The following is a 25,547-nucleotide window of genomic DNA, read 5'->3' as shown; positions in this document are numbered from 1 at the left end:
CGGGCAGTTCCCAGGGACGCCGGGGCGGCCGCCCCGGGACCGCGCCCCGCGCGGAGAGGTGGTACCCCTGTACAGGCCGCTACGCGCGTAGATATGCTCCTCTGGTGACCATGCCCACCACAGCTCCTGCATTCTCCGACGCGACCGCGTCCGACAGTGCGCTGCGCCGCTTCCTGCACGGGCTGCCCGGCGTCGACGCCGTCGGCCTCGAAGCGCGCGCCGCGTCCCTCGGAACCCGTTCGATCAAGACGACGGCCAAGGCGTACGCCATCGACCTGGCCATCTCGATGATCGACCTGACGACGCTGGAAGGCGCGGACACCCCGGGCAAGGTCCGGGCCCTCGCCGCCAAGGCCGTCAATCCCGACCCGACCGACCGCACGACCCCGCGCACCGCGGCGGTCTGTGTCTACCCCGACATGGCGGCGACCGCCGTCGCCGCGCTGTCCGGTTCCGGTGTGAAGGTGGCGTCCGTGGCGACGGCCTTCCCCGCCGGCCGCGCCGCGCTCGACGTCAAGCTCGCGGATGTCCGCGACGCCGTGGCCGCCGGGGCCGACGAGATCGACATGGTGATCGACCGGGGAGCCTTCCTCTCCGGCCGCTACCTGAAGGTGTACGAGGAGATCCTCGCCGTGAAGGCGGAGTGCGCGCGGGCCGACGGCACCGACGCACGCCTGAAGGTGATCTTCGAGACGGGCGAGCTGTCCACGTACGACAACATCCGCCGCGCCTCCTGGCTCGGCATGCTGGCGGGTGCCGACTTCATCAAGACGTCGACCGGCAAGGTGGGCACCAACGCCACGCCCGCGAACACCCTGCTGATGCTGGAGGCCGTGCGTGACTTCCGCGCGCAGACCGGCGTACAGATCGGCGTGAAGCCGGCCGGCGGCATCCGCACGTCCAAGGACGCGATCAAGTTCCTGGTGCTGGTGAACGAGACCGCGGGCCAGGACTGGCTGGACAACCACTGGTTCCGGTTCGGCGCCTCCAGCCTCCTGAACGACCTGCTGATGCAGCGCCAGAAGCTCAGCACCGGCCGTTACTCCGGCCCCGATTACGTGACGGTGGACTGATCCCCATGGCATCTGCATTCGAGTACGCCCCCGCCCCCGAGTCGCGCTCGGTCGTCGACATCGCGCCCTCGTACGGGCTGTTCATCGACGGCGAGTTCGCCGAGGCGGCCGACGGCAAGGTCTTCAAGACCGTCTCGCCGAGCAGCGAAGAGGTGCTCTCCGAGGTCGCGCAGGCCGGTGCGGCCGACGTCGACCGGGCCGTGAAGGCGGCCCGCAAGGCGTTCGAGAAGTGGTCGGCGCTGCCCGGCTCCGAGCGCGCCAAGTACCTCTTCCGGATCGCCCGGATCATCCAGGAGCGCAGCCGGGAGCTCGCCGTCCTGGAAACCCTCGACAACGGCAAGCCGATCAAGGAGACCCGCGACGCGGACCTCCCCCTGGTCGCGGCGCACTTCTTCTACTACGCGGGCTGGGCCGACAAGCTGGACCACGCGGGCTACGGCGCGAACCCGCGCCCGCTCGGCGTCGCCGGCCAGATCATCCCGTGGAACTTCCCGCTGCTGATGCTGGCCTGGAAGATCGCCCCGGCACTCGCCACCGGCAACACGGTGGTCCTCAAGCCCGCCGAGACGACCCCGCTCTCCGCGCTGTTCTTCGCGGACATCTGCCGTCAGGCGGGCCTGCCCAAGGGTGTCGTGAACATCCTCACCGGGTACGGGGACGCGGGCGCCGCCCTCGTCGAGCACGAGGACGTCAACAAGGTCGCCTTCACCGGCTCGACCGCGGTCGGCAAGGCCATCGCCCGCCAGATCGCCGGTACGGACAAGCGGGTCACCCTCGAACTGGGCGGCAAGGGCGCCAACATCGTCTTCGACGACGCCCCGATCGACCAGGCCGTCGAGGGCATCGTCACCGGCATCTTCTTCAACCAGGGCCAGGTCTGCTGCGCGGGCTCGCGGCTCCTCGTGCAGGAGTCGGTCCAGGACGAGGTGCTGGACGCGCTGAAGCGCCGGCTGTCCACACTCCGGCTCGGCGACCCGCTGGACAAGAACACCGACATCGGCGCGATCAACTCCGCGGAGCAGCTCGCCCGGATCACCGCACTCGCCGAGACGGGCGAGGCGGAGGGCGCCGAGCGCTGGTCCGCCCCCTGCGAACTCCCCTCCGCCGGTTACTGGTTCGCCCCGACGCTGTTCACCAACGTCACTCAGGCGCACACCATCGCGCGCGACGAGATCTTCGGCCCGGTGCTGTCGGTGCTGTCGTTCCGCACGCCCGACGAGGCGGTCGCCAAGGCCAACAACAGCCAGTACGGCCTCTCGGCCGGCATCTGGACGGAGAAGGGCTCCCGCATCCTCGCGGTGGCGAACAAGCTCCGGGCGGGCGTCGTCTGGGCCAACACGTTCAACAAGTTCGACCCGACCTCGCCCTTCGGCGGCTACAAGGAGTCGGGCTTCGGCCGCGAAGGCGGCCGTCACGGCCTGGAGGCGTACCTCGATGTCCGATAACCGTCTGAGCGTCTTCAAGACCTACAAGCTGTACGTCGGGGGCAAGTTCCCCCGCTCCGAGAGCGGCCGGGTGTACGAGGTGACGGACTCGAAGGGCAAGTGGCTGGCGAACGCGCCCCGGTCCTCCCGCAAGGACGCGCGCGACGCGGTCGTGGCCGCCCGCAAGGCGTTCGGCGGCTGGTCGGGCGCGACGGCGTACAACCGCGGCCAGATCCTCTACCGCGTCGCGGAGATGCTGGAGGGCCGCAAGGACCAGTTCGTACGGGAAGTGGCGGACGCGGAGGGCCTGTCGAAGTCCAAGGCGGCGGCCGTCGTGGACGCGGCGATCGACCGCTGGGTCTGGTACGCGGGCTGGACCGACAAGATCGGCCAGGTCGTGGGCGGGGCGAACCCGGTCGCGGGCCCGTTCTTCAACCTGTCCACCCCCGAACCGACCGGTGTGGTCGCGGTCCTGGCACCCCAGGAGTCGTCGTTCCTGGGCCTGGTCTCGGTGATCGCGCCGGTGATCGCGACCGGCAACACGGCCGTCGTCATCGCCTCCGCGGACTCGCCGCTGCCCGCGCTCTCGCTGGGCGAGGTGCTGGCCACCTCCGACCTGCCGGGCGGAGTGGTGAACATCCTGTCCGGGAGGACGGCGGAGATCGCGGCGCCGCTCGCGTCCCACCAGGACGTGAACGCCATCGACCTCACGGGCGCCGACGCCGCACTGGCGAAGGAGCTGGAGGTCGCGGCGGCGGACAACCTGAAGCGGGTGCTCCGCCCACCCGTCTCCCGCCACCACCCCGAGAAGGAAGCGCAGAGCGCTGCGCCTTCCTCCGCTGTGGACGGCGGCGCTACGGACTGGACGGCCGATCCGGGCACCCACCGCCTGACGGCCTTCCTGGAGACCAAGACGGTCTGGCACCCGACGGGCGCCCTGGGCGTCTCGGGCTCCTCGTACTGACCGGCTCCCCGCACGGCAACGGCCTGTTCTTCCGGCACCCCGGAGGAACAGGCCGTTCCGGCTGCTCAGCCGCCGTGCAGCGCCTGCGCCACCGGCCCGACCGGCGGCAGGTCCTTCAACGCACCACCACTGGTCAGCGGGTCGGTGACAGCGGCCGTGGACAGCGGCTTGAAGTCGGCGAGCTGCGTGCCCACCGCGTTGTCCAGCGGATCCGTGCCGGTGCCGGCCAGCGGGTCGAGCCGCAGATGCGTCACCGGTGCGATGCCGTTCCTGAGCGAGTGGCCGAGCGCCCCGGTCACCGCGCCGCCGGCGGCCTCTCCGGCCGCGCCGAGGCCGGTGTCGGCGCCCACGGCCGGCACGTGGGGCAGCGGCGCCGCCTGGGCCGCTGCACCCCCCGCACCAAGCGCGGCACCCACCGCGGTGACGGTCAGGCCTGCCCTCAGCAGGGCGCGGCGACGGGACTTGGAAAGTGCATGACGTGCCATCGAATTCCCACCTGATCAAGACGATCGAGTAATCATCTGAGTGCGTAGAGTAGTTGAGGTGTGATGCTCGATACCAACAAGGGCACCGGGGGATCCCCTGCGCGGGTCAATGCCTCACACTCGTATCCTGTGAATGCCCAACCGATCCCGACCCGTGTCGTACTGCTCGCGGGCCCTTCCGGCTCCGGCAAGTCCTCCCTCGCCGCCCGCACCGACCTGCCGGTGCTGCGCCTGGACGACTTCTACAAGGAGGGCGACGACCCCACGCTGCCGCTCGTTCCCGGCAGTACGGACATCGACTGGGACTCCGCACAGTCCTGGGACGCCGACGCCGCGGTCGCCGCGATCACGGAGCTGTGCCGCACGGGGCGCACCCACGTCCCGGTCTACGACATCGGCACCAGCTCCCGGGTCGACCGGGAGGCCCTCCACATCGAGCGCACGCCGCTGTTCGTGGCCGAGGGGATCTTCGCGGCGGACATAGTCGAGCGGTGCCAGGAGCTGGGCGTACTGGCGGACGCGCTGTGCCTGCGCGGCCGTCCGACGACGACGTTCCGCCGCCGGCTGCTGCGGGATCTGCGCGAGGGCCGCAAGTCGGTGCCGTTCCTGCTGCGGCGCGGGTGGCGGCTGATGCGGGCGGAGCGGCGGATCGTGGCGCGGCAGACGGCGCTGGGCGCCCATCCGTGCGGCAAGGAAGAGGCGCTGGGCCGGCTGGCCGCGGCTGCGGCCGGGCGGTGCCGACGGGCGCCCGTGACGCGGGAGACTGCGTAGCGGGCCTCCCGCGACCGGCAGCTCCTCGGACACGCGAACGGGGCCGGACAGGCCCCCCCGGCCCATCCGACCCCGCAGCTTTCCCCGTACTCCGCCGCCTCCCCCGAAGCAGCGCCCCGTTCTCCCCCGTGTCCCCCTCGCCTCAGGCCACCAGCTCGCCGAAGGACTCCTCCTCGTCACGGCCGAAGCTGAGGACCTCGTCCTCGCGCAGCCGGCGGAGCGACCGCCAGATGCTGGACTTCACCGTGCCGACACTGATGTCGAGGATGGCCGCGATCTCCGGATCCGTGCGGCCCTCGTAGTAACGCAGGACCAGCATCGTGCGCTGGAGTTCCGGCAGCCGCGCCAGCGCCTGCCAGAGCACGGCGCGCAGTTCCGTGCCGCGCATCGCGTCCGTGTCGCCCGCCGTCTCCGGCAGCTCCTCGGTCGGGTACTCGTTGAGCTTGCGCCTGCGCCAGGCGCTGATGTGCAGGTTCGTCATGGTGCGGCGCAGATAGCCGCCGACCGCCGCCTTGTCGCTGATCCGGTCCCACGCCCGGTACGTCGAGAAGAGGGCGCTCTGCAGCAGATCCTCGGCCTCGAACCGGTCGCCGGTCAGGTGGTAGGCGGTTGCGTACAGGGAGGCGCGGCGCTCCCGGACGTAGGCCGTGAACGCCGCTTCGGCGTCCTCGCCCTGCGCCGGGGCCTTCCGCTCCCCCGTGCCCTCCCCGTACGCGTTGCCCCCGTTGTTCCCCCCGTTGCCCCCCACAGGCGCGTCAACCACCGTCATGTACGACGTGTGCTGACGCCCGACGCCACGAACGCACCCCCGCCCTCCCCCGAGGTCTCGGCTGCGCTCGACCAGGGAGGTGCCCCCTCCGACGCCGGACTTCTCGACACTCCGACCGACATCGTGGAGACGCGTGACAACTGCGCTTGCGGTGATGCTGTGAGTTGCGTTCATCTCGCGCCCCCCATCGGTGGAGTCCGTCCGTTCCTTGTGCCAAAGAGCTTGCCGGGGCAGTTTCATGACGCTGTCCGCCGACTGTCACAGGCCTGTCACAGGGCCTGCCGAACGTGCGTCGGAGGCGCCCCGGATGTATGAGTCGGCCCCAACTGTCGAACTGGGGCTCCACCATGGGTCAGAATGACCAGCGTGCCTTTCCTGTTGCTGATCGAGGACGACGACGCCATCCGCACGGCCCTCGAACTCTCGCTGTCACGCCAGGGCCACCGTGTGGCCACTGCGGCGACAGGAGAGGACGGCCTGAAACTGCTGCGTGAGCAGCGGCCGGATCTGATCGTGCTGGATGTGATGCTGCCCGGTATCGACGGCTTCGAGGTGTGCCGGCGTATCCGGCGCACCGACCAGCTGCCGATCATTCTGCTGACCGCACGCAGCGACGACATCGACGTCGTCGTCGGGCTGGAGTCCGGCGCCGACGACTATGTGGTGAAACCTGTGCAGGGCCGGGTGCTCGACGCCCGGATCCGCGCGGTGCTGCGCCGCGGCGAACGCGAATCCACCGACTCCGCGTCCTTCGGGAACGTGGTGATCGACCGATCCGCGATGACCGTGACGAAGGACGGGGAGGATCTGCAGCTCACGCCGACCGAACTGCGCCTCCTGCTGGAGCTGAGCCGCCGGCCGGGCCAGGCCCTGTCGCGGCAGCAGTTGCTGCGGCTGGTCTGGGAGCACGACTACCTCGGTGACTCCCGGCTGGTGGACGCGTGTGTGCAGCGGCTGCGGGCCAAGGTGGAGGACGTGCCGTCCTCGCCGACCCTGATCCGTACCGTCCGGGGTGTGGGCTACCGGCTGGACTCGCCTCAGTGAGCGACGCCGTCAAACGGAGCCTGCTCACCGGGCTTCGCTGGACCAGTCTGCGGCTGCGGCTCGTCGTGGTGTTCGCGCTGGTGGCGCTGACCGCCGCGGTGTCCGCGTCGGGGATCGCGTACTGGCTGAACCGCGAGGCCGTGCTGACGCGCACCCAGGACTCCGCGCTCGGGGACTTCCGCCAGGAGATGCAGAGCCGGGCGGCCTCGCTGCCACTCCACCCCACCAGGGACGATCTGCAGAACGCGGCCGTGCAGATGGCGAGCAGCTCGCCCGGCTACAGCGTGCTGCTGGTCGACGAGCGCGACACCGGCAAGCCGATCGTCGGCAACTCCGACCTGGACACCTTCACGCTCGACAACGTGCCGCTGTCGCTGCAGAAGGCGGTCAACAAGAAGCAGCCGGTGGAGGCGGGCAACAAGTACGAGTACCACCTGTTCTGGCAGCGGACCAGCATCCGCGGCACGCCGTACCTGGTGGGCGGTACGAAGATCATCGGTGGTGGCCCGACCGGCTACATGCTCAAGTCGCTCGACCAGGAACGGCAGGACCTCAACTCCCTCGCCTGGTCCCTGGGCATCGCCACCGGGCTCGCACTGATCGGCTCGGCACTGCTCGCGCAGGCCGCGGCGACGACCGTGCTGCGGCCCGTGCAACGGCTCGGCGACGCCGCCCGCAAGCTCGGCGAGGGCAAGCTCGACACCCGGCTCGTGGTGTCCGGCACGGATGAACTGGCCGATCTCTCCCGTACGTTCAACCGGACCGCGAGTTCGCTGGAGAAGCGGGTCGCGGACATGAGCGCGCGGGACGAGGCGAGCCGGCGGTTCGTCGCCGACATGTCGCACGAGCTGCGCACCCCGCTCACCGCGCTGACCGCCGTCACCGAGGTGCTGGAGGACGAGGCGGACAGCCTCGACCCGATGATCGCGCCCGCGGTGCGTCTGGTGGTGAGCGAGACCCGGCGCCTCAACGACCTGGTAGAAAACCTGATGGAGGTCACCCGCTTCGACGCGGGTACGGCCCGGCTGGTCCTCGACACCGTCGACGTCGCCGACCAGGTCACCGCCTGCATCGACGCCCGTGCCTGGCTGGACGCGGTGGATCTGGACGCCGAGCGCGGCATGATGGTCCGCCTCGACCCGCGCCGGCTCGATGTGATCCTGGCGAATCTGATCGGCAACGCGCTCAAGCACGGCGGTTCGCCGGTACGGGTCGCGGTGCGCACCGAGGGCGACCAACTCGTCATCGAGGTCCGCGACCACGGCCCCGGGATCCCCGAGGACGTGCTGCCGCATGTCTTCGACCGGTTCTACAAGGCCAGCGCCTCGCGGCCGCGTTCCGAGGGCAGCGGTCTCGGTCTTTCGATCGCCATGGAGAACGCGCACATCCACGGCGGTGACATCACGGCCTCGAACTCGCCGGACGGCGACGGCGCGGTGTTCGTGCTGCGGCTGCCGCGCGACGCAGAGACGCTCACCCGTTCCGCCGGTGGGCACGACGCCGGGGACCAGGACGAGGAGGGCGAGGCGACGTGATGGGCAGCGTGATGGGCAGCGGCAACCGCCGGGCGTACCGTTCGGCCGTGGCACTGGCCGGGGTTGTGGCCGGGGCCTTGCTGGCCGCGGGCTGCGGGATCAGGTCCACCTCGGTGCCGGTGGACGCCGGGGCCGCGCCGTCCCAGGTGCCGTGCACGATGTCCGCGGAGAACGTCACGACGCAGGCCCTCAAGGGCATCCCCGTACAGATCTATCTGGTCTGCTCCGCGCAGCTGGTCACGGTGGACCGTACGGTGCAGGTCGACGAGAACGCTTCGGACCGGGTCCGGGTGGCGCAGGCGCTCCTGGACGAACTGCGGCAGAAGCCGCCCGCCGAGGAACGGCAGGCCGGGTACTCCACGACCGTCCCGCAGAACCTGCGGGTCGACGCGGCCCGCCCCGGCGACCGGGCGGGCACACTGCGGCTCAGCGAGCAGCCGGAGGACCTGCGGTCCGAGGCACTGGCGCAGATCGTGTGCACGTACGCGGAGAGCGACACGCTCGCCCCGGAGGACACGGTGGTACTGGGCGGGCCCGGCGACTACGCGCCGCGCGGATATCTGTGCACCTCGGAGATGAAGGCGCGGCCCAAGGCGGTACCGACGCTGGGCGTGGGCACAGGCACGGGGGCCTGAGCGGCGGGTGCCGGGGCCCCTGCACCCGGCTCTCCGGCCTCGAGCACCAGAGGGGCGTCCGGACAGGCCGGATTCCGGGTCGACGGAACCGATCCTGCCGTTCGCCGCGTCTTGGGGGGCGTGCGTCAAGGTTCGGACGGTCAAGCCGTCATCCGCTTCCGCGCGGCCGGGGTATCTCTCCTCCTCGCGCATCTGCTGCTCGTCGGGTGGCTGACGCTGCGCCCCCTCGACGTGCCGTGGACGACCGCCTCGAATCTTCATCCGCTCGACGGCATCAGAGCCGACCTGTCCCTCGGCCCGGTCGAGGCCGCCCGGCGGATCGGTGAGGGGCTGCTGCTGCTCGCCCCGCTCGGCGTGTTGCTGCCGATGGCCGGGGGCCGGCTCACCGTCTCCCCGTGGGCCTCGCTGGCCCGCACCGTCGCGGCGGGGGCGCTGATCTCGACGACCATCGAACTGGCCCAGACCGGAGTGCCCGGACAGATCGTCGACGTCGACTCGCTGCTGCTGAACACCACCGGCGTGGCCCTCGCCCACCTGCTCGTCGTACCCATGTGCCGGGCGCGGCTGCGCCGCAGGAAGCAGGAGCGGGTCAGGGTGGTGCCCCACCCCAGGGACGAGGCGGGCCAGGGTGCGACCCCGACGATTCCCAGGGTCGGGATCGCACCGTAGAGCGACGCTTTGCCCCCCTTCGCCGGGCCACCATGGAGACATCGGGAGCACGACGGAGCTGCTCCCTCAGCAACGGTTCGCGAAGGAGCCCACCATGGCCGCACTTGCCCGCCCCCGTGACGGACGCATGATCGGCGGAGTGTGCGCAGCGCTGGCACGGCGCTTCGGCACCTCCGCGGGAACCATGCGCGTGATCTTCCTGGTCTCCTGCCTGCTGCCGGGTCCGCAGTTCCTGCTCTACCTGGCGCTGTGGCTGCTGTTCCCGTCCGAGAAGACGTCGTCGGCCACCGCCGCCTGGTGACCCTCGTACACAAACGCCTGTGGGGCGGACACCCGATCCGGGTGTCCGCCCCACAGGCGTTTACGAGAATCAGCCGCCGAGCGGGAGACCGTTGGTCGACAGGCCGCTGGTCTTCAGGCCGCCCGCGGGCATGCCGCCGAGCAGGCCCTTGACCGGGGTGGTGGCCTCGCCGACGAGCTTCTGCTGGTCGGTGCCGAGCAGCTTGGTGGCCGTCTCCTGCACCGGCAGACTCTGGGTCGCCGTTCCCAGCGCCGCGCTCGCGACCGGCAGAGCGGTGGTCGCGGCATCGGTCGGCAGCACTGCGGCGGAGGCGGTACCCGCAGCGGCGGCGGCGAAAGCGGCACCGAGAGCGGTGACGCCGAGAGTCCTGACAGCGGACTGCTTCATGTGAAATTCATCCTTGGGGATAGGGATGTGGGGGGATCCGAAACGTAGCCATCCCACCGCCCTTCCCGCAAACATGCCGACACGCCGAGAACGGCCGGGAATTCGACGCCCCGGCCGTTCTCCGCAAAGGGTCCGATCAGCCTGCGGAAGCGGAAGAAACGCTGGTCGCAGTGGTCTGCTCGAAGAGCCACTCGGACTTCAGCTCGGCATATCCGGGCTTGATCACATCGTTGATCATCGCCAGACGTTCATCAAAAGGAATGAATGCCGACTTCATCGCATTGACGGTGAACCACTGCATGTCGTCGAGCGTGTATCCGAAAGTCTCGGTCAGCTTCTCGAATTCGAGGCTCATGCTCGTACCGCTCATCAGCCGGTTGTCCGTGTTCACGGTGGCCCGGAAGTGCAGCTTCCGCAGCAGCCCGATGGGGTGCTCGGCGTACGAGGCGGCGGCGCCGGTCTGGAGGTTGGAGGTCGGGCACAGCTCCAGCGGGATGCGCTTGTCCCGTACGTAGGAGGCGAGGCGGCCGAGCTTCACACCACCGTCCTCGTCGACCTCGATGTCGTCGATGATGCGGACCCCGTGACCGAGCCGGTCCGCACCGCACCACTGGAGCGCCTGCCAGATCGACGGCAGGCCGAAGGCCTCGCCCGCGTGGATGGTGAAGTGGTTGTTCTCCCGCTTGAGGTACTCGAAGGCGTCGAGGTGCCGGGTGGGCGGGAAGCCCGCCTCCGCGCCCGCGATGTCGAAGCCGGCCACGCCCTGGTCGCGGTAGCGGTTGGCCAGCTCGGCGATCTCCAGGGAACGCGCGGCGTGCCGCATCGCGGTGAGGAGGGCGCCCACCCGGATGCGGTTCCCGTCCCGGCGGGCCCGCTGCTCGCCCTCACGGAAGCCCTCGTTGACCGCCTCGACGACCTCTTCGAGGGTCAGTCCGGCCTCCAGGTGCTGCTCGGGGGCGTACCGCACCTCGGCGTAGACGACACCGTCCGCGGCCAGGTCCTCGGCACACTCGGCGGCCACCCGGACCAGCGCCTCGCGGGTCTGCATGACGGCGCAGGTGTGGGCGAACGTCTCAAGGTAGCGCTCCAGCGACCCGGAGTCGGCCGCCTCGCGGAACCAGATGCCGAGCTTGTCGGGCTCGGTCTCGGGCAGTCCTTCGTATCCGCTCGCGCGGGCGAGGTCGACGATCGTTCCCGGGCGCAGGCCGCCGTCGAGATGGTCGTGGAGAAGCACCTTGGGGGCACGCCGGATCTGATCCTGGCCGGGCACATGAAGGGTCGGGCTCATCATTTGCGCACTCTAGCGCCTACGCGCGTAGATTGTCGCTTGTCGATGCGTAACAGTGACCGCGAATACGGGTGGAGTACACCTGTCTTTCTGACACTGTTCTGTCATGGCACAGCGCGCACTCCCCCTGCCTGCCGCAAGGCTGGGACGGGCCGTCAGGACGGCCGGAGCTCCAACCGCGGTCAGCGGCGTGGTTCTGCTGCTCCCGGACGGCGAGACCGACTCGCACCGCCGCCCCTCCCCTCTCTCGTACGCACTCCAGCTGCCGCTGGCCCGCGCCCTGGCCCGCGCCGGTGAGGAGGACGGGCTCGCCGCGCATGTCGTGCGCTACCGCTGTCGCGGCTGGAACGCGACAGCGGCAGACCTCGCGGCGGACGCCGAGTGGGCGGTGGACGAGGTCGTACGACGTTACGGCGACATCCCCGTCTGCCTGGCCGGCCACGGCATGGGCGGCCGGGCCGCGCTCCGGGCGGGCGGCCACGCGGCGGTCGACTCCGTTCTGGCGATGGCGCCTTGGCTGCCCGAGGCCGGGGCGGACGAGCCGGAGCCGGAGCCGGTGAAGCATCTGCTCGGCCGTCAGGTGCTGCTCGTACACGGCACCAACGATGCCCGCACCGACCCCGAACTCTCCTTCCGGCTGGCCGAGCGGGCCAAGAAGACCAACCGCGACACCTGCCGCTTCGAGGTCCACTCGGACGGCCACGGGCTGCGCCAGCACCGGGCCGAAGTGATAGCCCTGGCCGCGGACTTCGTGCGCGGCTCGCTGTTCGGCCGGGCCTACGCGCGCCCGGTCTCCGACGCACTGGCGGCGCCGCCGCCGCTGGGGCTGCGGATGCCGCTGGCCGCGGGGTTCGGGAAGTCGCTGCGGGGGTGAGGGGGCGGGGGCGTCCCAGAGGTGCGGCGCCGGGTCATCGGTCGCCTCCGAGGAACCTGTCGATGCGCTGGGCCCGCCGCCACTGCTGGAACCCGGGCAGGGCCGCGATGTCGGTGAGGTCTGCGAACCCGGGGTCGCGGGTGAGGACCTGGTCGGCCGCCCGGTAGGCGTCGTCGGTGCGGCCGAGGGCGAGCAGGATGCGGACCTGGGTGTCGCGGATGAAGTCGTGCGCCGGGCCCTCGGCCTCGGCCAGCGCCTGTTCCACGGCGGTCAGCGCGCGCTCCGGTTCACCGCCGTGCAGCAGGTGCCAGGCCAGGGCGTTGCCGGTACGGCGCCTGACCTCTTCCTGGAAGGCGCCCTCGTCGGTGAAGTGCCAGATCGTGTCGGGTATCAGGGACATGGCCTGTTCGGCGTACCGGACGAGTTCGGCGTCCAGGGCGGGGCGGTCGGTGTCCGTCGCCTTGTCGCTGAGGTCGCCGAGGATGTTGACCAGGGCGTAGTGGGCGTAGAGCTGGTCGTAGTCGGAGTAGCTCGATCCCGGGACGCAGAGCGCGATGGCTTCCTTGTACGCGGCGATCGCCTCCTTGGGCCCCTTTCCGGCGCCGTCCCCGACCAGGGCGTGCACGGCCTGCCAGTTCGGGTCGTGGACGACCTCCTTGACCGCGACTCCCTTCAGGTGGAGCCGGGTGCGGGGGAACGTCGCGCGCAGCCGGTCCAGCGTCGGCCGGCCGAGCTTCGTGCCCCGGAAGTTCGCGAACTCCAGGTGCCGCAGGGCGAAGAAGGGCTCGGGGAGGGTGGTGAGTTCATTGAATGCCAGGTCGAGGTGGCGGAGGTTCGGCGTACGGGCGAAGGCGTCGTCGGGCAGGGACCTGAACGCGGTGCGTGCCTTCTCCCCGTCGAAGGTCTCCTGGCCCCAGCGGTCGAGCTCCAGGTGTTCCAGGGTGGCGATGTCCCAGATGCCGGCGAGCAGGTCCCTGGAGGCCGGGGGCTGTTCCGTCCACGGGGTGCGGCCGCTGAGGCGCAGTACGCGCAGGCGGGGCAGCCGGGCCAGCTCGGGCAGTCGGGTCAGCCGGGCGGACGGGCAGGAGTTGAGGTTCAGCTCCTCCAGCCCGGTCAGGTCCAGCAGCGCGTCGGGGACGGACTCCAGCCAGGTGTTGGACAGGTCGAGGGTGCGCAGTCCCGTCAGGCGGGTGACAACCGTGGGGAACGCGACCAGGGTGTCGCAGTAGTAGCGCCCCTGGTTCAGACAGGACAGGTCCAGCTCGCGCAGTGAGCGCAGCCGGTCGATCCATTCGGGGAGCCGGCAGGCCAGATGTCCGGCGCGCAGGACCTCCAAGCGGCCGAGGCTGCCGAGGGACTCGGGAAGTTCCGTGAAGCGGTTGCCGGATATGTCCAGCACCCGGAGGTTCCGGAGTGCGCCGATGGATTCGGGCAGCCCGGTCAGTCCCGTTCCCGACACGTCGAGTTCTTCCAGGGCGGTGAGTTCGCCGATGCGTGCGCCGATGGCGCCGATCTCGCCGTTGTCCGCGAGCGACAGGACGCGCAGTCGGGGGAACGCAAGCAGTTGTTCCGGGAAGCTGTGGAGCTTCCGTCCGGAGAGGTCGAGTTCGGTGACCTCGTCGGCCCGGTCCAGCAGGGAGTCCAGCTCCTCCAGCGCGATGACGCGGCTCGGGCGCACCCCGGCGCGCAGCACTTGGTGTCCCTCGCCCATGGCCTCCTCGATCTTCCGTGAGTCGGCTTCACCGTGCTTGTTCAGCAGTTCGGGCAGCAGGATGCCGCTCAGTTCGCCGTTGGTGAAGTCGACCGGGTGGTTGGTGCGGCAGGGGTCGCCGACGAGGAGGGCCTGCGGTTGCTCGGCGAAGTCCAGGCAGAAGTACAACATGCCGATGATGAGCGACGCGCGGGTGCTGCCGCGCACCGTGAGGAGGCCGCCGTCGTCCCCGTACGAGCCGCAGATGCCGCCCGTCACCTCCAGGTTCCCGCGCACCAGCACGTTCGGGCAGCCGTACAGGAACACGTTCCGGGCCCGCAGACTGCCCGTCACGGCGAGGAAGTTGCCGCCGCTGTTGTCCCACCAGTCCAGGTTGCCGTCGACGGTGAGGTCACCGTCCACGATGGTGTTGTACGGAACCCAGTCCTCGCCCCCCTCCGGCCCCAGGTGCCCCGCGACATGCAGACCGCCCTCGTACAGCCGGATCTCCTGGTCGTCGGCGAACTCGGCGTACGGGTAACCGATGCCGTCCGAGATCCGGAAGCGTTCCTCCGCCTCCTCGGCGGTGATGACGCGGTACCCCAGGGGTGAGTGAATCATGGTGAGTTCGCGGCTTGTCGGAGCGGCCGCGCTCCGGGATTCCTGGCCGGTCATCCGTGTTTGCTCCCCTGCTGCTCTGCTCGGAGTGGTGTGGTGCGCCGGTTCGACGCGGCTGCACGCGGGTGACCCTAGGGGGAGGCACTGACAGCGGGAGGGCGGGTTCCGGGACGGGGGCGGCGGCTCAGTCGGGCAGCAGATGTCCCCGGCGCGACAGCAGGAAGCGTTTGAAGGCCGCCACCGGTGGGGTGTCCGGGTGGCCGTCCAGCCAGGCGACGCCGATCTCGCGGGCCGCCCTCGGGGCCGTGACGGTCAGCTCGACGACGCCGGGGCGGGCGACCGCGGGCGGCGGCAGCAGGGCCACGCCGAGGCCCGCCGCGACCAGGCCGCGCAGGGTCTCCGCCTCCTCGCCCTCGAAGGCGACACGGGGCGTGAAGCCCGCCTCGGCGCACAGGTCGTCGGTGATCCGGCGCAGGCCGTAACCCGGTTCGAGGGTGACGAACTTTTCGTCGGCGGCCTCCGCGAGGCGGATGCGGCGGCGGGTGGCGAGGCGGTGGTCCTCGGGGACGACGAGGCGCAGGCGCTGTTCGTCCAGGCGGCGGGCGACGAGGTCGGGGGCGTCCGGGACGGGTGAGGTGAGGCAGAGGTCGAGGCCGCCGGCCCGCAGGCGTTCGATCATCGCCTCGCCGTAGTTCTGCACGAGCTGGAAGCGGACCCGGGGGTGGTCGGCGCGGAAGGCGCGGATGAGGGCGGGGACGGTTTCCGAGCCCATGGTGTGGAGGAAACCGAAGGCGACCTTGCCGGTGGCCGGGTCGGCGTCGGCCCGTACCGAGTCGGCGGCCTTCTCGACCTCGGCGAGGGCCCGCTCGGCGGAGCCCAGGAAGGTGCGGCCCGCCGGGGTGAGGGAGACGGTGCGGCCCTTGCGGGCGAACAGGGCGACTCCCAGGTCCTGTTCGAGCCTGACCATCGCCCGCGACAGGGTCGACTGCGGGACGCCGAGCTCCTGCGCGGCGCGCGTGACGTGCTCGTGGCGGGCCACCGCCTCGAAGTGGGCCAGCCGCGGCGCGAGCACGGCGCGAATGTCTTCTTCGTAACTACTGGGTGACAGCCGGGGCTGTGAGCTGCGTTCATGCACCATGGGATTGATTATCGCCACTTCGTGCATTGGACGCATGAAAGCGGAGAGCCTACTTTCGAGGCATGCCTCCTGCCAGTACCGGGGCGTCCACCCTCACCGTGGCCGCCTCGCCCCAGCCGTCCCCCGTCGCCCCCGTCGCCACCGCCGCCACCGCCCCGGAGCGTCTCGAACCGGGCCGCCCCGGCTACCGCCGGATGAGCTTCGCGCTCTTCGCCGCAGGTGTCGCGACGTTCGCACTTCTCTACTCCACGCAGGCCCTGCTGCCCGCCGTCTCCGCCTCCTTCGGCGCCACGGCCGGACAGGCCAGCTGGACGGTCTCAGCGGCGACGGGCGCACTGGCGCTGTGCGTGCTGCCGATGAGTGCGCTGTCCGAGCGGTTCGGACGGCGGCAGATGATGACCGCCTCGCTGACGGTCGCCGTGCTGGTCGGACTGCTCGTCCCCTTCGCCCCCTCGCTGGGCTGGCTGATCGCGCTGCGCGCCGTCCAGGGCGCGGCACTGGCCGGGCTGCCCGCCTCCGCGATGGCGTACCTGGCCGAGGAGGTGCGGCCGAAGGCACTGGTCGCCGCGATCGGGCTGTTCGTGGCCGGCAACAGCATCGGCGGCATGAGCGGCCGTATCCTCACCGGCTGGATCGCCCAGCTGTGGGGCTGGCGCGCGGCGCTCGGCGCGGTCGGCCTGCTGGCCGTGGCCTGCGCGGTCGTCTTCCACTTCATGATCCCCAGGGCGCGGAACTTCACCCCGGGAACGCTGAACCCGAAGGCCCTCGCCAAGACGGTGGGCGGGCACCTCGCCGATCCGCTGCTGCGCCGGCTGTACGCGATCGGCGCGCTGTTCATGACGGTGTTCGGCGCGGTCTACACGGTGATCGGCTACCGCCTGGTGGAGGCCCCGTTCAACCTCCCGCAGGGTGTCGTCGGCTCGATCTTCCTGGTCTACCTCGTCGGTACGGTCTCCTCCGCCGCGGCCGGCCAGCTGGTCGCCCGGCTCGGCCGCCGGGGCGCGCTGTATCTGGCCGTCTCCACCACGGCCGCCGGTCTGCTGCTCTCGCTCGCCGACCAGCTGGCCGCCGTACTCCTCGGCCTGGTCCTGATCACGGCGGGCTTCTTCGCCGGGCACGCGGTCGCCTCCTCGTCCGTGAGCCGTACCGCGACAAAGGGCCGCGCCCAGGCGTCGGCGCTCTACCAGTCCGCGTACTACCTGGGCTCCAGCGCGGGCGGCACGCTCGGCGCGGTCGCCTTCCACGCCGGGGGCTGGGCCGGGACCGTGTCGCTGGGGCTGCTCGCGGTCCTCGGCGTCGTCTCGATCACGCTGTACGGGACGCGGGCCGCCCGCGCCGAGCGGCGCCGGCTGGTTCCGGTGGCCTCCGTACAGAACTGAGACGTACGGCGCACAACCATCCACTCCCCGACGCGCGTCTAGCAGGCGGAAGCACCTCACGGCGCGCGAAGGGGAGTTGGCGTACATGGGAGTCGCGGGGAACGTACGGGGAGTACGGCTGCGGCGCGGGCTCGCGCTGTCGGTCGCAGGCCTGACCGCGGTACCGGCCCTGGTGCTGGCCACCGGCGGACAGGCGCAGGCGGCGTCCTGCACGACGTCCACCGGGCCGTACCAGAAGCAGGTCGAGAAGTATCTGAACCGGCCGGCCGACGGCAAGCAGTCGGCCGCCGACTGCAAGGCGATCAGGTCGTTCCAGAGCAAGTACGGGGTCACCCCCACCATCGGATACGCGGGTCCGGTCACCTGGCGCACGATGAAGACGCTCACCGCCCAGAAGGCGGCCGGCAAGAACCCGAACAAGGACAAGAAGTGCCCCACCAACAAGGGGCGCATCGCGTGCGTGGACCTGACCCGGCAGCTGAGCTGGATCCAGGACGGCAGCAAGCTGAAGTTCGGCCCCGTGCCGGTACGAACCGGGCGGAACGGCTACGAGACCCGCACCGGGTCGACGAAGATCTACTGGCGGCACATCGACCATGTCTCGTCGATCTACCACGTGGCGATGCCGTACTCCCAGTTCTTCGACGGGGGTCAGGCGTTCCACGCGGTCGGCGTGAAGATGTGGAACCCGCCGGGGTCGCACGGCTGCGTCAACATGCGTACCGCCGACGCCAAGTCGTACTGGAAACTGCTGAGGAACGGCGACGACGTGTACGTGTACGGGCGCAAGCCCGGAACGTGACCGGAAATAGGGCGGCTCCGGTACTTCACGCCCCCGTTGTCAGTGGCCTGCGGTAGCTTCCGGAGTGCCGGAGTGAGCGGTGTCACAGCGCAACAGGGGTGGAGCGATGAGTGATCTGACAGCGACGACGGACGTCGACAGCCGTCTGGAGGGACACCGGGTCGAGCTGACCGGTTACTGCTACCGGATGCTCGGCTCGGCCTTCGAGGCGGAGGACGCGGTGCAGGACACGCTGGTGCGTGCCTGGCGCAACTTCGACAAGTTCGAGGGGCGTTCCTCGCTGCGGTCCTGGCTGTACCGGATCGCCACCAATGTCTGTCTGGACATGCTGAACGCCGGCAACAAGCGGGCCCGTCCGGTCGATCTGACGGGCCCGACACCGCTCGCCCAGGCGGCACTCAACCCCCTGCCGGAGAACACCTGGCTGGAGCCGATGCCGGACGGGCGCATGCTGCCGACGGTGGCCGACCCGGCGGAGGCCGCCGTGGCGCGGGAGTCGGTGCGCCTGGCGTTCGTCGCCGCGCTCCAGCATCTGCCGCCCAAGCAGCGTGCCGTGCTGATCCTGCGCGAGGTGCTGGCCTGGAAGGCGAGCGAGGTCGCCGAGCTGCTCGACACCTCGGTCGCCTCGGTCAACAGCGCCCTCCAGCGCGCGCGGGCCACCCTCACCGAACACGAAAGCAAGCCCGCCGACGCCGCGAATCCGCTCGACGAGGAGCAGCGCAAGCTCCTCGAGCGGTACGTGGCGGCCTTCGAGGGCTACGACATGGCGGCGCTGACCGCGCTGCTCCATGAGGACGCCGTGATGACCATGCCGCCGTTCGACCTCTGGCTCCAGGGGCACGACGACATCACCGGCTTCATGCTCTCCATCGGCGCGAGCTGTGCGGGCTCCCGCCTGGTGGCGACGTCGGCGAACGGCACCCCGGCGTTCGCGCACTACAAGCCGAATCCGGACGGGCCCGGGTTCGTGCCGTGGGCGGTGCAGGTCATCGACATCTCGGACGGGGCCATCACCGGGATGCACTGCTTCCTGGACACCCCGCGCTGGTTCCCGCTCTTCGGGCTGCCGGACCATCTCGACGACGACGCGGCGTGAGGGCGGCGTGAGGCGCGGCATACGGAACGGGCTGGTGGCCGGCTGGGTGGTACTGGCGGCCGGTGGCTGGGGGCTGACCCAGTGGATGGGCGAGCCGTCCGCCACCGGCGGCCCCGAGTCCGGTCCGGCCCGGCCCTCCGGGCCGGGCGGTGAGCCGGGGCCGCAGCCCGAGTCCGCCTGCGACGACCTCGTCAGCGCCGCGTCGCCGCGCCCCACCGCCACCGCGGCCCCACTCCTCGCGGCGTCGGCGGCCCCGGTCGGCGACGGGACGGCCCGCCTCACGCAGACGGTCTGCGTACGAGCACGGGCAGCCGAGCCCGCGGACTGAGCGGGACGGGGGCCGAGGGGACGCCGAGGACGCGAAGGGGTGCGGAGGGACGTGAAGGGGCGCGGCTCCCCAGGGTCGGGGCGCGTCCGCTCAGCCCCGGCCCTCCCCGGCCCCCGTCGCCGTCCCCGTCCCGCACCCCACATCCACCACATCGGCCAGCCCGACCAGGTCCAGCAGGCTCTGCAGCTCGGGCGGCACATTGCGCAGCCGCAGTCTCCGGCCGCCCGCCCGGCGCGCGACGAGCCCCAGCCGCGCTATCGCCTCGACCAGGGCCAGATCCACGTGCACGACCCCGCCCACGTCGCAGTCCACCCCCGTGTCCGGGTCGCGGACGGCGCCGTCGGGGTCGTACAGCAGCGTCTCCAGCTCGGCGCAGAGTCCCGGCACCGCGGCCCTGGTGACGCGGCCGGTGACGACGAGAACGTTCGGGGTCATGGGTTCCACATCAGGGAGACCGGTCCGGCGGCCGAAACTCATCGCCGGCCGGCTTCTGTCCTTTCCGGGCCGCCCGGCCCGGTGAGCGCCCCGTACCCGCCCGGCAGCTGCCCCCACCTGCCCTGCGCCTCTCCGCGCCGTCTCCCCTCGCACCGCTCCGGACCGATGAATTCCGTCAACTCCGGTGATCTATGCGGTTTCTGTGAACCTCCCCGGCCAATTCCCCCTCTAGGTACGTGAACCGGCCGGCACCGGCGTCCCATCGGTGCCGACTGACCAGTGGCCCCTCGGGGCCGCCTGATTCTCCAGGGGGAGAGTTGCGCAAACACGTGAGAAACGCGTGTGTTTCGACCGTCGCCGCGGCCGCCGCGGTGGCGCTCGCGGCCGGGATGACCAGCCCGGCCGTGGCCCAGCCCGACACCACCAGCTCCGGCAGCGGCCGCCCGGCCGGCGCCGGGTCCGCGGACCGGCACGAGCTGACGCTCATCACCGGCGACCGCGTCACCGTGGACGCCAAGGGCAAGCTCGTGTCCTTCCGGGCCGCCGAGGGCCGCGAGCACATACCCGTGCAGCGGCAGATACGCGACGGGCACACCCTGCTCGTCCCGGCCGACGCCCACCGGCTGATCAGCTCCGGCAAGCTGGACCGCCGGCTGTTCGACATCACCGAGCTGAGCCGGGCGGAGAACCTCCGGGCCCAGAAGTCGGGCCTGAAGCTGATCGTCTCCTACCGGGGCGCGAAGGCCGCCGACGCGAAGGCCGAGGTCCGCGAGGCCGGCTCCACCCGGGTCGGCCGGACCCTGAACTCGCTGAACGCCCAGTCGGTGACCACCCCGCAGCGTGACGCCCAGGACATCTGGCAGGCGCTCACCAGCAAGGCCTCGCACAGCGCGCAGCGCACCACGGCCGCCGGGATCGACCGGGTCTGGCTGGACGGGGTGCGCCGGGCGAGCCTCGACAAGAGCGTGCCGCAGATCGGTACCCCTGCCGCCTGGAAGGCCGGTTACACCGGAAAGGGCGTCAAGATCGCCGTACTGGACACCGGTGTGGACGCCACCCACCCCGATCTCCAGGACCGGATCCTCGACACGAAGAACTTCACCGCCTCGCCCGACGCCAAGGACCGGGTCGGTCACGGCACGCATGTCTCCTCGATCGCGGCCGGTTCGGGCGCCAAGTCGGGCGGCAAGTTCAAGGGCGTGGCCCCGGACGCCAAGCTGCTGGAAGGCAAGGTGCTCGACGACGACGGCTTCGGCGACGACTCCGGCATCCTGGCCGGCATGGAGTGGGCGGTCGCGCAGGGCGCCGACATCATCAACCTGAGCCTCGGCGGCGCCGACACCCCCGAGGTGGACCCGCTGGAAGCGGCGGTCGACAAGCTGTCGGCCGACAAGGGTGTCCTGTTCGCCATCGCGGCGGGCAACGAGGGCGACGGGGCCGGTACGGTCGGCTCCCCGGGCAGCGCGGACGCCGCGCTGACGGTCGGCGCGGTCGACGACAAGGACCAGTTGGCCGACTTCTCCAGCCGTGGCCCGCGCATCGGCGACGGGGCGATCAAGCCCGATGTCACCGCCCCCGGCGTGGACATCACGGCGGCGGCCGCGCCCGGCTCCGCCATCGACCAGGAGGTCGGGCAGAACCCGCCCGGCTATCTGACGATCTCCGGTACGTCGATGGCGACCCCGCATGTCGCGGGCGCCGCGGCGCTCCTCAAGCAGCAGCACCCGGAGTGGAAGTACGCCGAGCTCAAGGGCGCGCTGACGGCCTCGACCAAGCCGGGCGCGTACACGCCGTTCGAGCAGGGCACGGGTCGGATCGCAGTCGACCGGGCGATCGCCCAGACCGTCGTCGCCGACCCGGTCTCGGTGAGCTTCGGTGTGCAGCAGTGGCCGCACACCGACGACACCCCGGTCACCAAGAAGGTGACGTACCGCAACCTCGGCACGACCGATGTCACCCTCGACCTCGCGGTCACGGCCACCGGCCCGAAGGGCAAGCCCGCCCCGGCCGGCTTCTTCGGCCTCGGCTCCGACAAGGTGACGGTCCCCGCGGGCGGCACCGCGGACGTGCCGCTGACCGTGAACACCAAGCTCGGCGGTACGGCCGACGGCACCTACTCCGCGTACCTCGTCGGGACGGGTGGCGGCCAGAGCGTCCGCACCGCTGCCGCGGTCGAGCGCGAGATCGAGTCGTACGACCTCACGGTCAAGACCCTCGGGCGCGACGGCAAGCCCGCCGAGTTCGCCGAGACCGACCTCTACGGCCTCTCGGGAACGGCACTCGGCCAGTGGCTCTCCCCGACGAACACCGACGGCACGGCCAAGGTCCGTGTCCCCAGGGGCGGTTACACGCTGAACGCGGCTGTCACCATCGACCCCGAGGACTACGCCAAGGGCACCGACTGGCTGGCGCAGCCGAAGCTGGACGTCACCAAGAACCTCACCGTGACGCTCGACGCGCGCAAGGCGAAGCCGGTGAACATCACCGTGCCCGCCACCGGGACGAAGTCCCTGCTGGCCGCGCCCGACCTCCAGTTCACGAGCGATGACGGCGGCTACACCTACGGCTGGATCCTCGACACGTACAAGAACTTCCGCACCGCGCACTTCGGCCCGGCGGTGACCGACGGATCGGTCTCCCAGCACTGGCTGGGCAGCTGGAGCAAGGGAACCTCGACCCGGTACGACATCGCGGCCGGCGGTCCGGTGACCCGGGCGGCCACCGGTTTCGAGCGGAAGTACACCACCGGCCAACTGGCCAAGGTGAGCCTCTCCCTCGGCTCGCCCGCCAAGGGCAAGTCCGGTGAGATCGCCGCCGGGGGCTCGCTGCCCGGCTCGGACGGCGGCTGGGCGGCCTGGACCCCCCACAAGATCCCCGGCAAGGTCACCGCTTACGTCTCCACCGCCGACAAGGCGAAGTGGAACTTCGACTTCAACCAGACCGGCGGGGTCGACGAGGACGGCTACCCGGTGATCGATGCGCAGTACTCCCTCGGCGCCCCGCAGAGCTTCAAGGCGGGCAAGTCCTACACAAAGAAGGTCAACACCGCGGTGTTCGGCCCCGCGGTCAACTCCGAGTACGGTATCCTCCGCGACGGCGACAACATCGTCGGCATGCTGCCGCTGGTGGCCGACGGACGCGGCAACATGGGTGATTCCGCCTACAGTTCGGCCAAGACGGTCCTGTACCGCAACGGCAAGAAGCTCGCCCAGAACGAGGACCCGCTGACGGGCCTGATCCCCTTCGCCGTACCGTCCGCCGCCGCCGACTACCGGCTGACGACCTCGATGCGGCGCAGCACCGCACTCTCCCCGGTCTCCACCCGGATCGACGCGAGCTGGACCTTCCGCTCCAAGCGGACCTCGGGCCCGGCCATGCTGCCGGTCTCCACGGTGCGGTTCACACCCAATGTCACCGCGGACAGCAGGGTCACGGCAGGCAGGACCGCTTCCGTGCCCGTGACGGTGCAGGGCGCGGCCGCCGGGAAGAACCTCAAGTCACTGACGGTGTACGTCAGTTACGACGCCGGCAAGACCTGGAAGAAGTCCACGGTCAAGGCGGGCAAGATCTCCGTGAAGAACCCGGCCAAGGGGAAGTCCATCTCCTACCGGGCCGATGTCACGGACAAGAAGGGCAACAAGTCGTCGGTGTCGATCTACAACGCGTACTTCGGCAAGTGACCGACCACCGGTGAGCCGCCAGGCCCACCGCCCGCATGACAGCGGCCCGTCGGGACGGATCCCTCCGCCCCGACGGGCCGCTCCCGTCTCAACTCACCGGGAACACCCCGGTGTCCAGGTCCAGCCCGAACGGCTCGGGCAGCGTCAGCTTCTCCCCGTACTCGACCGTGTCCAGCACCCGGTAGGTGCCGCCGTCGGGCTCACCGTAGAGCGTGGCGGTGGGGCGGCCCGAGTGCCACGGGTCGAGCAGCAGGAACAGCTCGACACCGGCCTTCGCGTATCCGTGCACCTTGCCGATGCGGTCGTGGTTGGCGTTGGCCTGCGAGGTGATCTCGACGACGAGCCGCGCCTCTTCGGCCGGGACGCGGTTGCCCGGCCCGGTCGCCACGGCACGCGGCACGACGACGAGATCGGGGATGTAGAGCCCGGCCCGGCCCGGCACGGCGACACCGAGGGTCTGGTAGATCCCCCAGTCCTCCGGAATCACCGAGTAGAGCCTGCGCTGCAGCAGTTCCGCGGTGGTGTTGTGGTCCTTGGACGGCGGTGGCGACACGGTGACGATCCCCTCGATGATCTCCACCTTGCAGCCCTCGGGTGCGTCCGTCTCCTCCCAGATCCGGACGAGGTCGTCCCAGTCCTGGCCGTGGCCGGGGGCGGGATCGACGGTGAGTGCGCTCATGGCGGTCTCCTCTTATCGGTGCGTCACCGAGTCCAGCATGCCGAACGGGACCGGCGGCAGTCCACCGATCCCGTTCACCCGAATGGGAAAGCCGCAGGTCAGGCGATACGTTCCCGCACCACCGGGGTGGCGGTGAACTCCGTGCCGGCCGGGGCGATGTCGTACGCGTCGGGCAGGGCCTTCAGTGCGTAGTCGAACTTCTCGGGGGTGTCGGTGTGCAGCGTCAGCAGCGGCTGGCCGGCCGTGACCACGTCGCCCGGCTTGGCGTGCAGTTCGACGCCCGCGCCGGCCTGGACCGGGTCCTCCTTGCGGGCCCGGCCCGCGCCGAGGCGCCAGGCGGCGACGCCGATGTCGTACGCGTCCAGGCGGGTCAGTACGCCGGTGGACGGGGCCGTGATCACGTGCTGCTCGCGGGCGACCGGGAGCGTGGCGTCGGGGTCGCCGCCCTGGGCGGAGATCATCCGGCGCCAGACGTCCATCGCGGAGCCGTCGGCGAGGGCCTTCTCCGGGTCGGCGTCCTTGAGCCCGGCCGCGTCGAGCATCTCGCGGGCCAGGGCGAGGGTGAGGTCGACGACGTCCTTCGGGCCGCCGCCGGCCAGTACCTCGACCGACTCGCGCACCTCCAGGGCGTTGCCCGCGGTCAGGCCGAGCGGGGTGGCCATGTCGGTGAGCAGGGCGACCGTGCGCACTCCGCTGTCGGTGCCGAGCGCGACCATGGTGGAGGCCAGTTCACGGGCGTCCTCGATGGTCTTCATGAAGGCGCCGGAGCCGACCTTGACGTCCAGGACGAGCGCGCCGGTGCCCTCGGCGATCTTCTTGGACATGATGGAGCTGGCGATGAGCGGGATGGCCTCGACGGTGCCTGTGACATCGCGGAGGGCGTACAGCTTCTTGTCGGCGGGGGCGAGCCCGTCACCGGCGGCGCAGATCACGGCGCCGGTGGTGTCCAGGACGCTGAGCATCTCCTCGTTGGAGAGGTGGGCGCGCCAGCCGGGGATGGACTCCAGCTTGTCGAGGGTGCCGCCGGTGTGGCCGAGGCCCCGGCCGCTGAGCTGCGGCACGGCGGCGCCACAGGCGGCGACCAGCGGGGCGAGCGGCAGGGTGATCTTGTCGCCGACGCCGCCCGTGGAGTGCTTGTCGGTGGTGGGCCGGGAGAGCGACGCGAAGTCCATCCGCTCGCCGGAGGCGATCATCGCGGCGGTCCAGCGGGCGATCTCGGTGCGGTTCATGCCGTTCAGCAGGATCGCCATGGCCAGCGCGGACATCTGCTCGTCGGCGACCTCACCGCGGGTGTACGCGTCGATGACCCAGTCGATCTGCTCGGGGGTCAGCTCGCCTCGGTCGCGCTTGGTGCGGATGACGGAGATGGCGTCCATGTCCTGGGAGTCCTTCCGGCCGGTACGTACGGTACGCAAGAGTCCCGAATGACTCTACGCGCATAGAGGGTGGAGATGGGGGTGGCCCTCCCGACGTGCGGGAGGGC

Annotated in this window: 24 protein-coding genes; 15 read left to right on the top strand and 9 right to left on the bottom strand. The window is 70.8% G+C overall.

Annotated elements, in window-relative coordinates; genetic code table 11:
* The first annotated feature begins 110 nt into the window (after positions 1-110).
* The 3 genes from deoC to OG978_RS25315 are packed head-to-tail and all read left to right on the top strand — an operon-like array spanning position 111 to position 3,461.
* Positions 111-1,073, top strand: a complete 963-nt coding sequence (deoC, locus tag OG978_RS25325; protein ID WP_326770160.1) for a deoxyribose-phosphate aldolase — start codon at positions 111-113, stop codon at positions 1,071-1,073.
* 5 nt (positions 1,074-1,078) lie between these two features.
* Positions 1,079-2,518, top strand: coding sequence for an aldehyde dehydrogenase family protein (locus OG978_RS25320; protein WP_326767392.1), 1,440 nt, complete (start codon positions 1,079-1,081; stop codon positions 2,516-2,518).
* On the top strand, positions 2,508-3,461 hold the full coding sequence (locus OG978_RS25315) for an aldehyde dehydrogenase family protein (RefSeq protein WP_326767391.1): 954 nt from the start codon (positions 2,508-2,510) through the stop codon (positions 3,459-3,461). Before OG978_RS25320 ends, OG978_RS25315 begins: the two co-directional genes overlap by 11 nt.
* Positions 3,462-3,526: 65 nt before the next feature.
* Here OG978_RS25315 and OG978_RS25310 read toward each other — a convergent pair whose 3' ends face one another.
* Positions 3,527-3,946 carry a hypothetical protein gene (locus OG978_RS25310; RefSeq protein WP_326767390.1) on the bottom strand — a complete coding sequence of 140 codons (420 nt, stop codon included), beginning with the start codon at positions 3,944-3,946 and terminating at the stop codon, positions 3,527-3,529.
* 63 nt (positions 3,947-4,009) lie between these two features.
* Between OG978_RS25310 and OG978_RS25305 the strand changes: the two genes are divergently transcribed.
* On the top strand, positions 4,010-4,717 hold the full coding sequence (locus OG978_RS25305) for a uridine kinase family protein (RefSeq protein ID WP_326767389.1): 708 nt from the start codon (positions 4,010-4,012) through the stop codon (positions 4,715-4,717).
* A 142-nt stretch (positions 4,718-4,859) separates the two neighbouring features.
* Here OG978_RS25305 and OG978_RS25300 read toward each other — a convergent pair whose 3' ends face one another.
* A complete protein-coding gene (locus OG978_RS25300) occupies positions 4,860-5,660 on the bottom strand; it encodes a SigE family RNA polymerase sigma factor (protein ID WP_326767388.1) in 801 nt (266 codons plus the stop codon).
* 192 nt (positions 5,661-5,852) lie between these two features.
* On the opposite strand from OG978_RS25300, the gene afsQ1 reads away from it, so the two are divergent.
* The 5 genes from afsQ1 (at position 5,853) to OG978_RS25275 (ending at position 9,670) form a co-directional block, all read left to right on the top strand.
* Positions 5,853-6,530 carry a two-component system response regulator AfsQ1 gene (afsQ1, locus tag OG978_RS25295; protein ID WP_326770159.1) on the top strand — a complete coding sequence of 226 codons (678 nt, stop codon included), beginning with the start codon at positions 5,853-5,855 and terminating at the stop codon, positions 6,528-6,530.
* Positions 6,527-8,065, top strand: a complete 1,539-nt coding sequence (locus tag OG978_RS25290; protein ID WP_326767387.1) for a HAMP domain-containing sensor histidine kinase — start codon at positions 6,527-6,529, stop codon at positions 8,063-8,065. The genes afsQ1 and OG978_RS25290 overlap by 4 nt, the downstream gene beginning before the upstream one ends.
* Before the next feature lie 11 nt (positions 8,066-8,076).
* On the top strand, positions 8,077-8,700 hold the full coding sequence (locus OG978_RS25285) for a GerMN domain-containing protein (protein WP_442817848.1): 624 nt from the start codon (positions 8,077-8,079) through the stop codon (positions 8,698-8,700).
* A 120-nt stretch (positions 8,701-8,820) separates the two neighbouring features.
* Complete coding sequence (locus OG978_RS25280) at positions 8,821-9,369, top strand: VanZ family protein (RefSeq protein WP_326767386.1); 549 nt, start codon at positions 8,821-8,823, stop codon at positions 9,367-9,369.
* A 94-nt stretch (positions 9,370-9,463) separates the two neighbouring features.
* Positions 9,464-9,670, top strand: coding sequence for a PspC domain-containing protein (locus OG978_RS25275; protein WP_326767385.1), 207 nt, complete (start codon positions 9,464-9,466; stop codon positions 9,668-9,670).
* Positions 9,671-9,739: 69 nt separating this feature from the next.
* Here the strand turns inward: OG978_RS25275 and OG978_RS25270 are convergent, their stop codons facing one another.
* Both OG978_RS25270 and OG978_RS25265 read right to left on the bottom strand, forming a co-directional pair.
* The gene (locus OG978_RS25270; protein ID WP_326767384.1) at positions 9,740-10,057 is read right to left on the bottom strand and encodes a hypothetical protein; all 318 of its coding nucleotides are present in this window, start codon (positions 10,055-10,057) and stop codon (positions 9,740-9,742) included.
* 136 nt (positions 10,058-10,193) lie between these two features.
* Complete coding sequence (locus tag OG978_RS25265; protein ID WP_326767383.1) at positions 10,194-11,348, bottom strand: adenosine deaminase; 1,155 nt, start codon at positions 11,346-11,348, stop codon at positions 10,194-10,196.
* A gap of 187 nt (positions 11,349-11,535) precedes the next feature.
* On the opposite strand from OG978_RS25265, the gene OG978_RS25260 reads away from it, so the two are divergent.
* Positions 11,536-12,219, top strand: coding sequence for an alpha/beta hydrolase (locus tag OG978_RS25260; RefSeq protein ID WP_326767382.1), 684 nt, complete (start codon positions 11,536-11,538; stop codon positions 12,217-12,219).
* 34 nt (positions 12,220-12,253) lie between these two features.
* On the opposite strand, the gene OG978_RS25255 is transcribed toward OG978_RS25260, so the two are convergent.
* The gene (locus OG978_RS25255; RefSeq protein WP_326767381.1) at positions 12,254-14,530 is read right to left on the bottom strand and encodes a leucine-rich repeat domain-containing protein; all 2,277 of its coding nucleotides are present in this window, start codon (positions 14,528-14,530) and stop codon (positions 12,254-12,256) included.
* 181 nt (positions 14,531-14,711) lie between these two features.
* On the bottom strand, positions 14,712-15,665 hold the full coding sequence (locus OG978_RS25250) for a LysR family transcriptional regulator (RefSeq protein ID WP_326767380.1): 954 nt from the start codon (positions 15,663-15,665) through the stop codon (positions 14,712-14,714).
* Positions 15,666-15,727: 62 nt separating this feature from the next.
* Here OG978_RS25250 and OG978_RS25245 point away from each other — a divergent pair, with 62 nt between their 5' ends.
* From OG978_RS25245 to OG978_RS25230, 4 genes are all read left to right on the top strand, one after another.
* A complete protein-coding gene (locus tag OG978_RS25245) occupies positions 15,728-17,044 on the top strand; it encodes an MFS transporter (RefSeq protein ID WP_326767379.1) in 1,317 nt (438 codons plus the stop codon).
* Positions 17,045-17,129: 85 nt separating this feature from the next.
* Entirely contained in the window at positions 17,130-17,846 is a 717-nt protein-coding gene (locus OG978_RS25240) for a L,D-transpeptidase family protein (protein ID WP_326767378.1), read from the top strand.
* Between the two features lie 106 nt (positions 17,847-17,952).
* On the top strand, positions 17,953-18,942 hold the full coding sequence (locus OG978_RS25235) for a sigma-70 family RNA polymerase sigma factor (RefSeq protein WP_326767377.1): 990 nt from the start codon (positions 17,953-17,955) through the stop codon (positions 18,940-18,942).
* Between the two features lie 34 nt (positions 18,943-18,976).
* Positions 18,977-19,270, top strand: a complete 294-nt coding sequence (locus OG978_RS25230) for a hypothetical protein (RefSeq protein ID WP_326767376.1) — start codon at positions 18,977-18,979, stop codon at positions 19,268-19,270.
* Between the two features lie 90 nt (positions 19,271-19,360).
* Here the strand turns inward: OG978_RS25230 and OG978_RS25225 are convergent, their stop codons facing one another.
* The gene (locus OG978_RS25225; RefSeq protein ID WP_326767375.1) at positions 19,361-19,747 is read right to left on the bottom strand and encodes an STAS domain-containing protein; all 387 of its coding nucleotides are present in this window, start codon (positions 19,745-19,747) and stop codon (positions 19,361-19,363) included.
* 287 nt (positions 19,748-20,034) lie between these two features.
* Here OG978_RS25225 and OG978_RS25220 point away from each other — a divergent pair, with 287 nt between their 5' ends.
* Positions 20,035-23,385 (top strand): S8 family peptidase, encoded by a 3,351-nt coding sequence (locus OG978_RS25220; RefSeq protein ID WP_442817744.1) that lies wholly within the window; start codon positions 20,035-20,037, stop codon positions 23,383-23,385.
* A gap of 88 nt (positions 23,386-23,473) precedes the next feature.
* Here OG978_RS25220 and OG978_RS25215 read toward each other — a convergent pair whose 3' ends face one another.
* The gene (locus tag OG978_RS25215; protein WP_326767374.1) at positions 23,474-24,064 is read right to left on the bottom strand and encodes a Uma2 family endonuclease; all 591 of its coding nucleotides are present in this window, start codon (positions 24,062-24,064) and stop codon (positions 23,474-23,476) included.
* A gap of 98 nt (positions 24,065-24,162) precedes the next feature.
* Positions 24,163-25,440, bottom strand: a complete 1,278-nt coding sequence (locus OG978_RS25210; RefSeq protein ID WP_326767373.1) for a thymidine phosphorylase — start codon at positions 25,438-25,440, stop codon at positions 24,163-24,165.
* Positions 25,441-25,547: the final 107 nt, after the last annotated feature.

Source organism: Streptomyces sp. NBC_01591 (assembly GCF_035918155.1).
Lineage (GTDB): Bacteria > Actinomycetota > Actinomycetes > Streptomycetales > Streptomycetaceae > Streptomyces.
Note: the sequence above shows the minus strand (reverse complement) of the source record. Positions and strands in the feature narration are given on the sequence as shown.

Coding starts and splice junctions, on each gene's coding strand:
- deoC (WP_326770160.1), top strand. CDS start 111: ATGCCCACCACAGCTCCTGCATTCTCCGACGCGACCGCGTCCGACAGT.
- OG978_RS25320 (WP_326767392.1), top strand. CDS start 1,079: ATGGCATCTGCATTCGAGTACGCCCCCGCCCCCGAGTCGCGCTCGGTC.
- OG978_RS25315 (WP_326767391.1), top strand. CDS start 2,508: ATGTCCGATAACCGTCTGAGCGTCTTCAAGACCTACAAGCTGTACGTC.
- OG978_RS25310 (WP_326767390.1), bottom strand. CDS start 3,946: ATGGCACGTCATGCACTTTCCAAGTCCCGTCGCCGCGCCCTGCTGAGG.
- OG978_RS25305 (WP_326767389.1), top strand. CDS start 4,010: ATGCTCGATACCAACAAGGGCACCGGGGGATCCCCTGCGCGGGTCAAT.
- OG978_RS25300 (WP_326767388.1), bottom strand. CDS start 5,660: ATGAACGCAACTCACAGCATCACCGCAAGCGCAGTTGTCACGCGTCTC.
- OG978_RS25285 (WP_442817848.1), top strand. CDS start 8,077: ATGGGCAGCGGCAACCGCCGGGCGTACCGTTCGGCCGTGGCACTGGCC.
- OG978_RS25275 (WP_326767385.1), top strand. CDS start 9,464: ATGGCCGCACTTGCCCGCCCCCGTGACGGACGCATGATCGGCGGAGTG.
- OG978_RS25270 (WP_326767384.1), bottom strand. CDS start 10,057: ATGAAGCAGTCCGCTGTCAGGACTCTCGGCGTCACCGCTCTCGGTGCC.
- OG978_RS25265 (WP_326767383.1), bottom strand. CDS start 11,348: ATGATGAGCCCGACCCTTCATGTGCCCGGCCAGGATCAGATCCGGCGT.
- OG978_RS25255 (WP_326767381.1), bottom strand. CDS start 14,530: ATGATTCACTCACCCCTGGGGTACCGCGTCATCACCGCCGAGGAGGCG.
- OG978_RS25250 (WP_326767380.1), bottom strand. CDS start 15,665: ATGGTGCATGAACGCAGCTCACAGCCCCGGCTGTCACCCAGTAGTTAC.
- OG978_RS25245 (WP_326767379.1), top strand. CDS start 15,728: ATGCCTCCTGCCAGTACCGGGGCGTCCACCCTCACCGTGGCCGCCTCG.
- OG978_RS25240 (WP_326767378.1), top strand. CDS start 17,130: ATGGGAGTCGCGGGGAACGTACGGGGAGTACGGCTGCGGCGCGGGCTC.
- OG978_RS25235 (WP_326767377.1), top strand. CDS start 17,953: ATGAGTGATCTGACAGCGACGACGGACGTCGACAGCCGTCTGGAGGGA.
- OG978_RS25225 (WP_326767375.1), bottom strand. CDS start 19,747: ATGAGTTTCGGCCGCCGGACCGGTCTCCCTGATGTGGAACCCATGACC.
- OG978_RS25215 (WP_326767374.1), bottom strand. CDS start 24,064: ATGAGCGCACTCACCGTCGATCCCGCCCCCGGCCACGGCCAGGACTGG.
- OG978_RS25210 (WP_326767373.1), bottom strand. CDS start 25,440: ATGGACGCCATCTCCGTCATCCGCACCAAGCGCGACCGAGGCGAGCTG.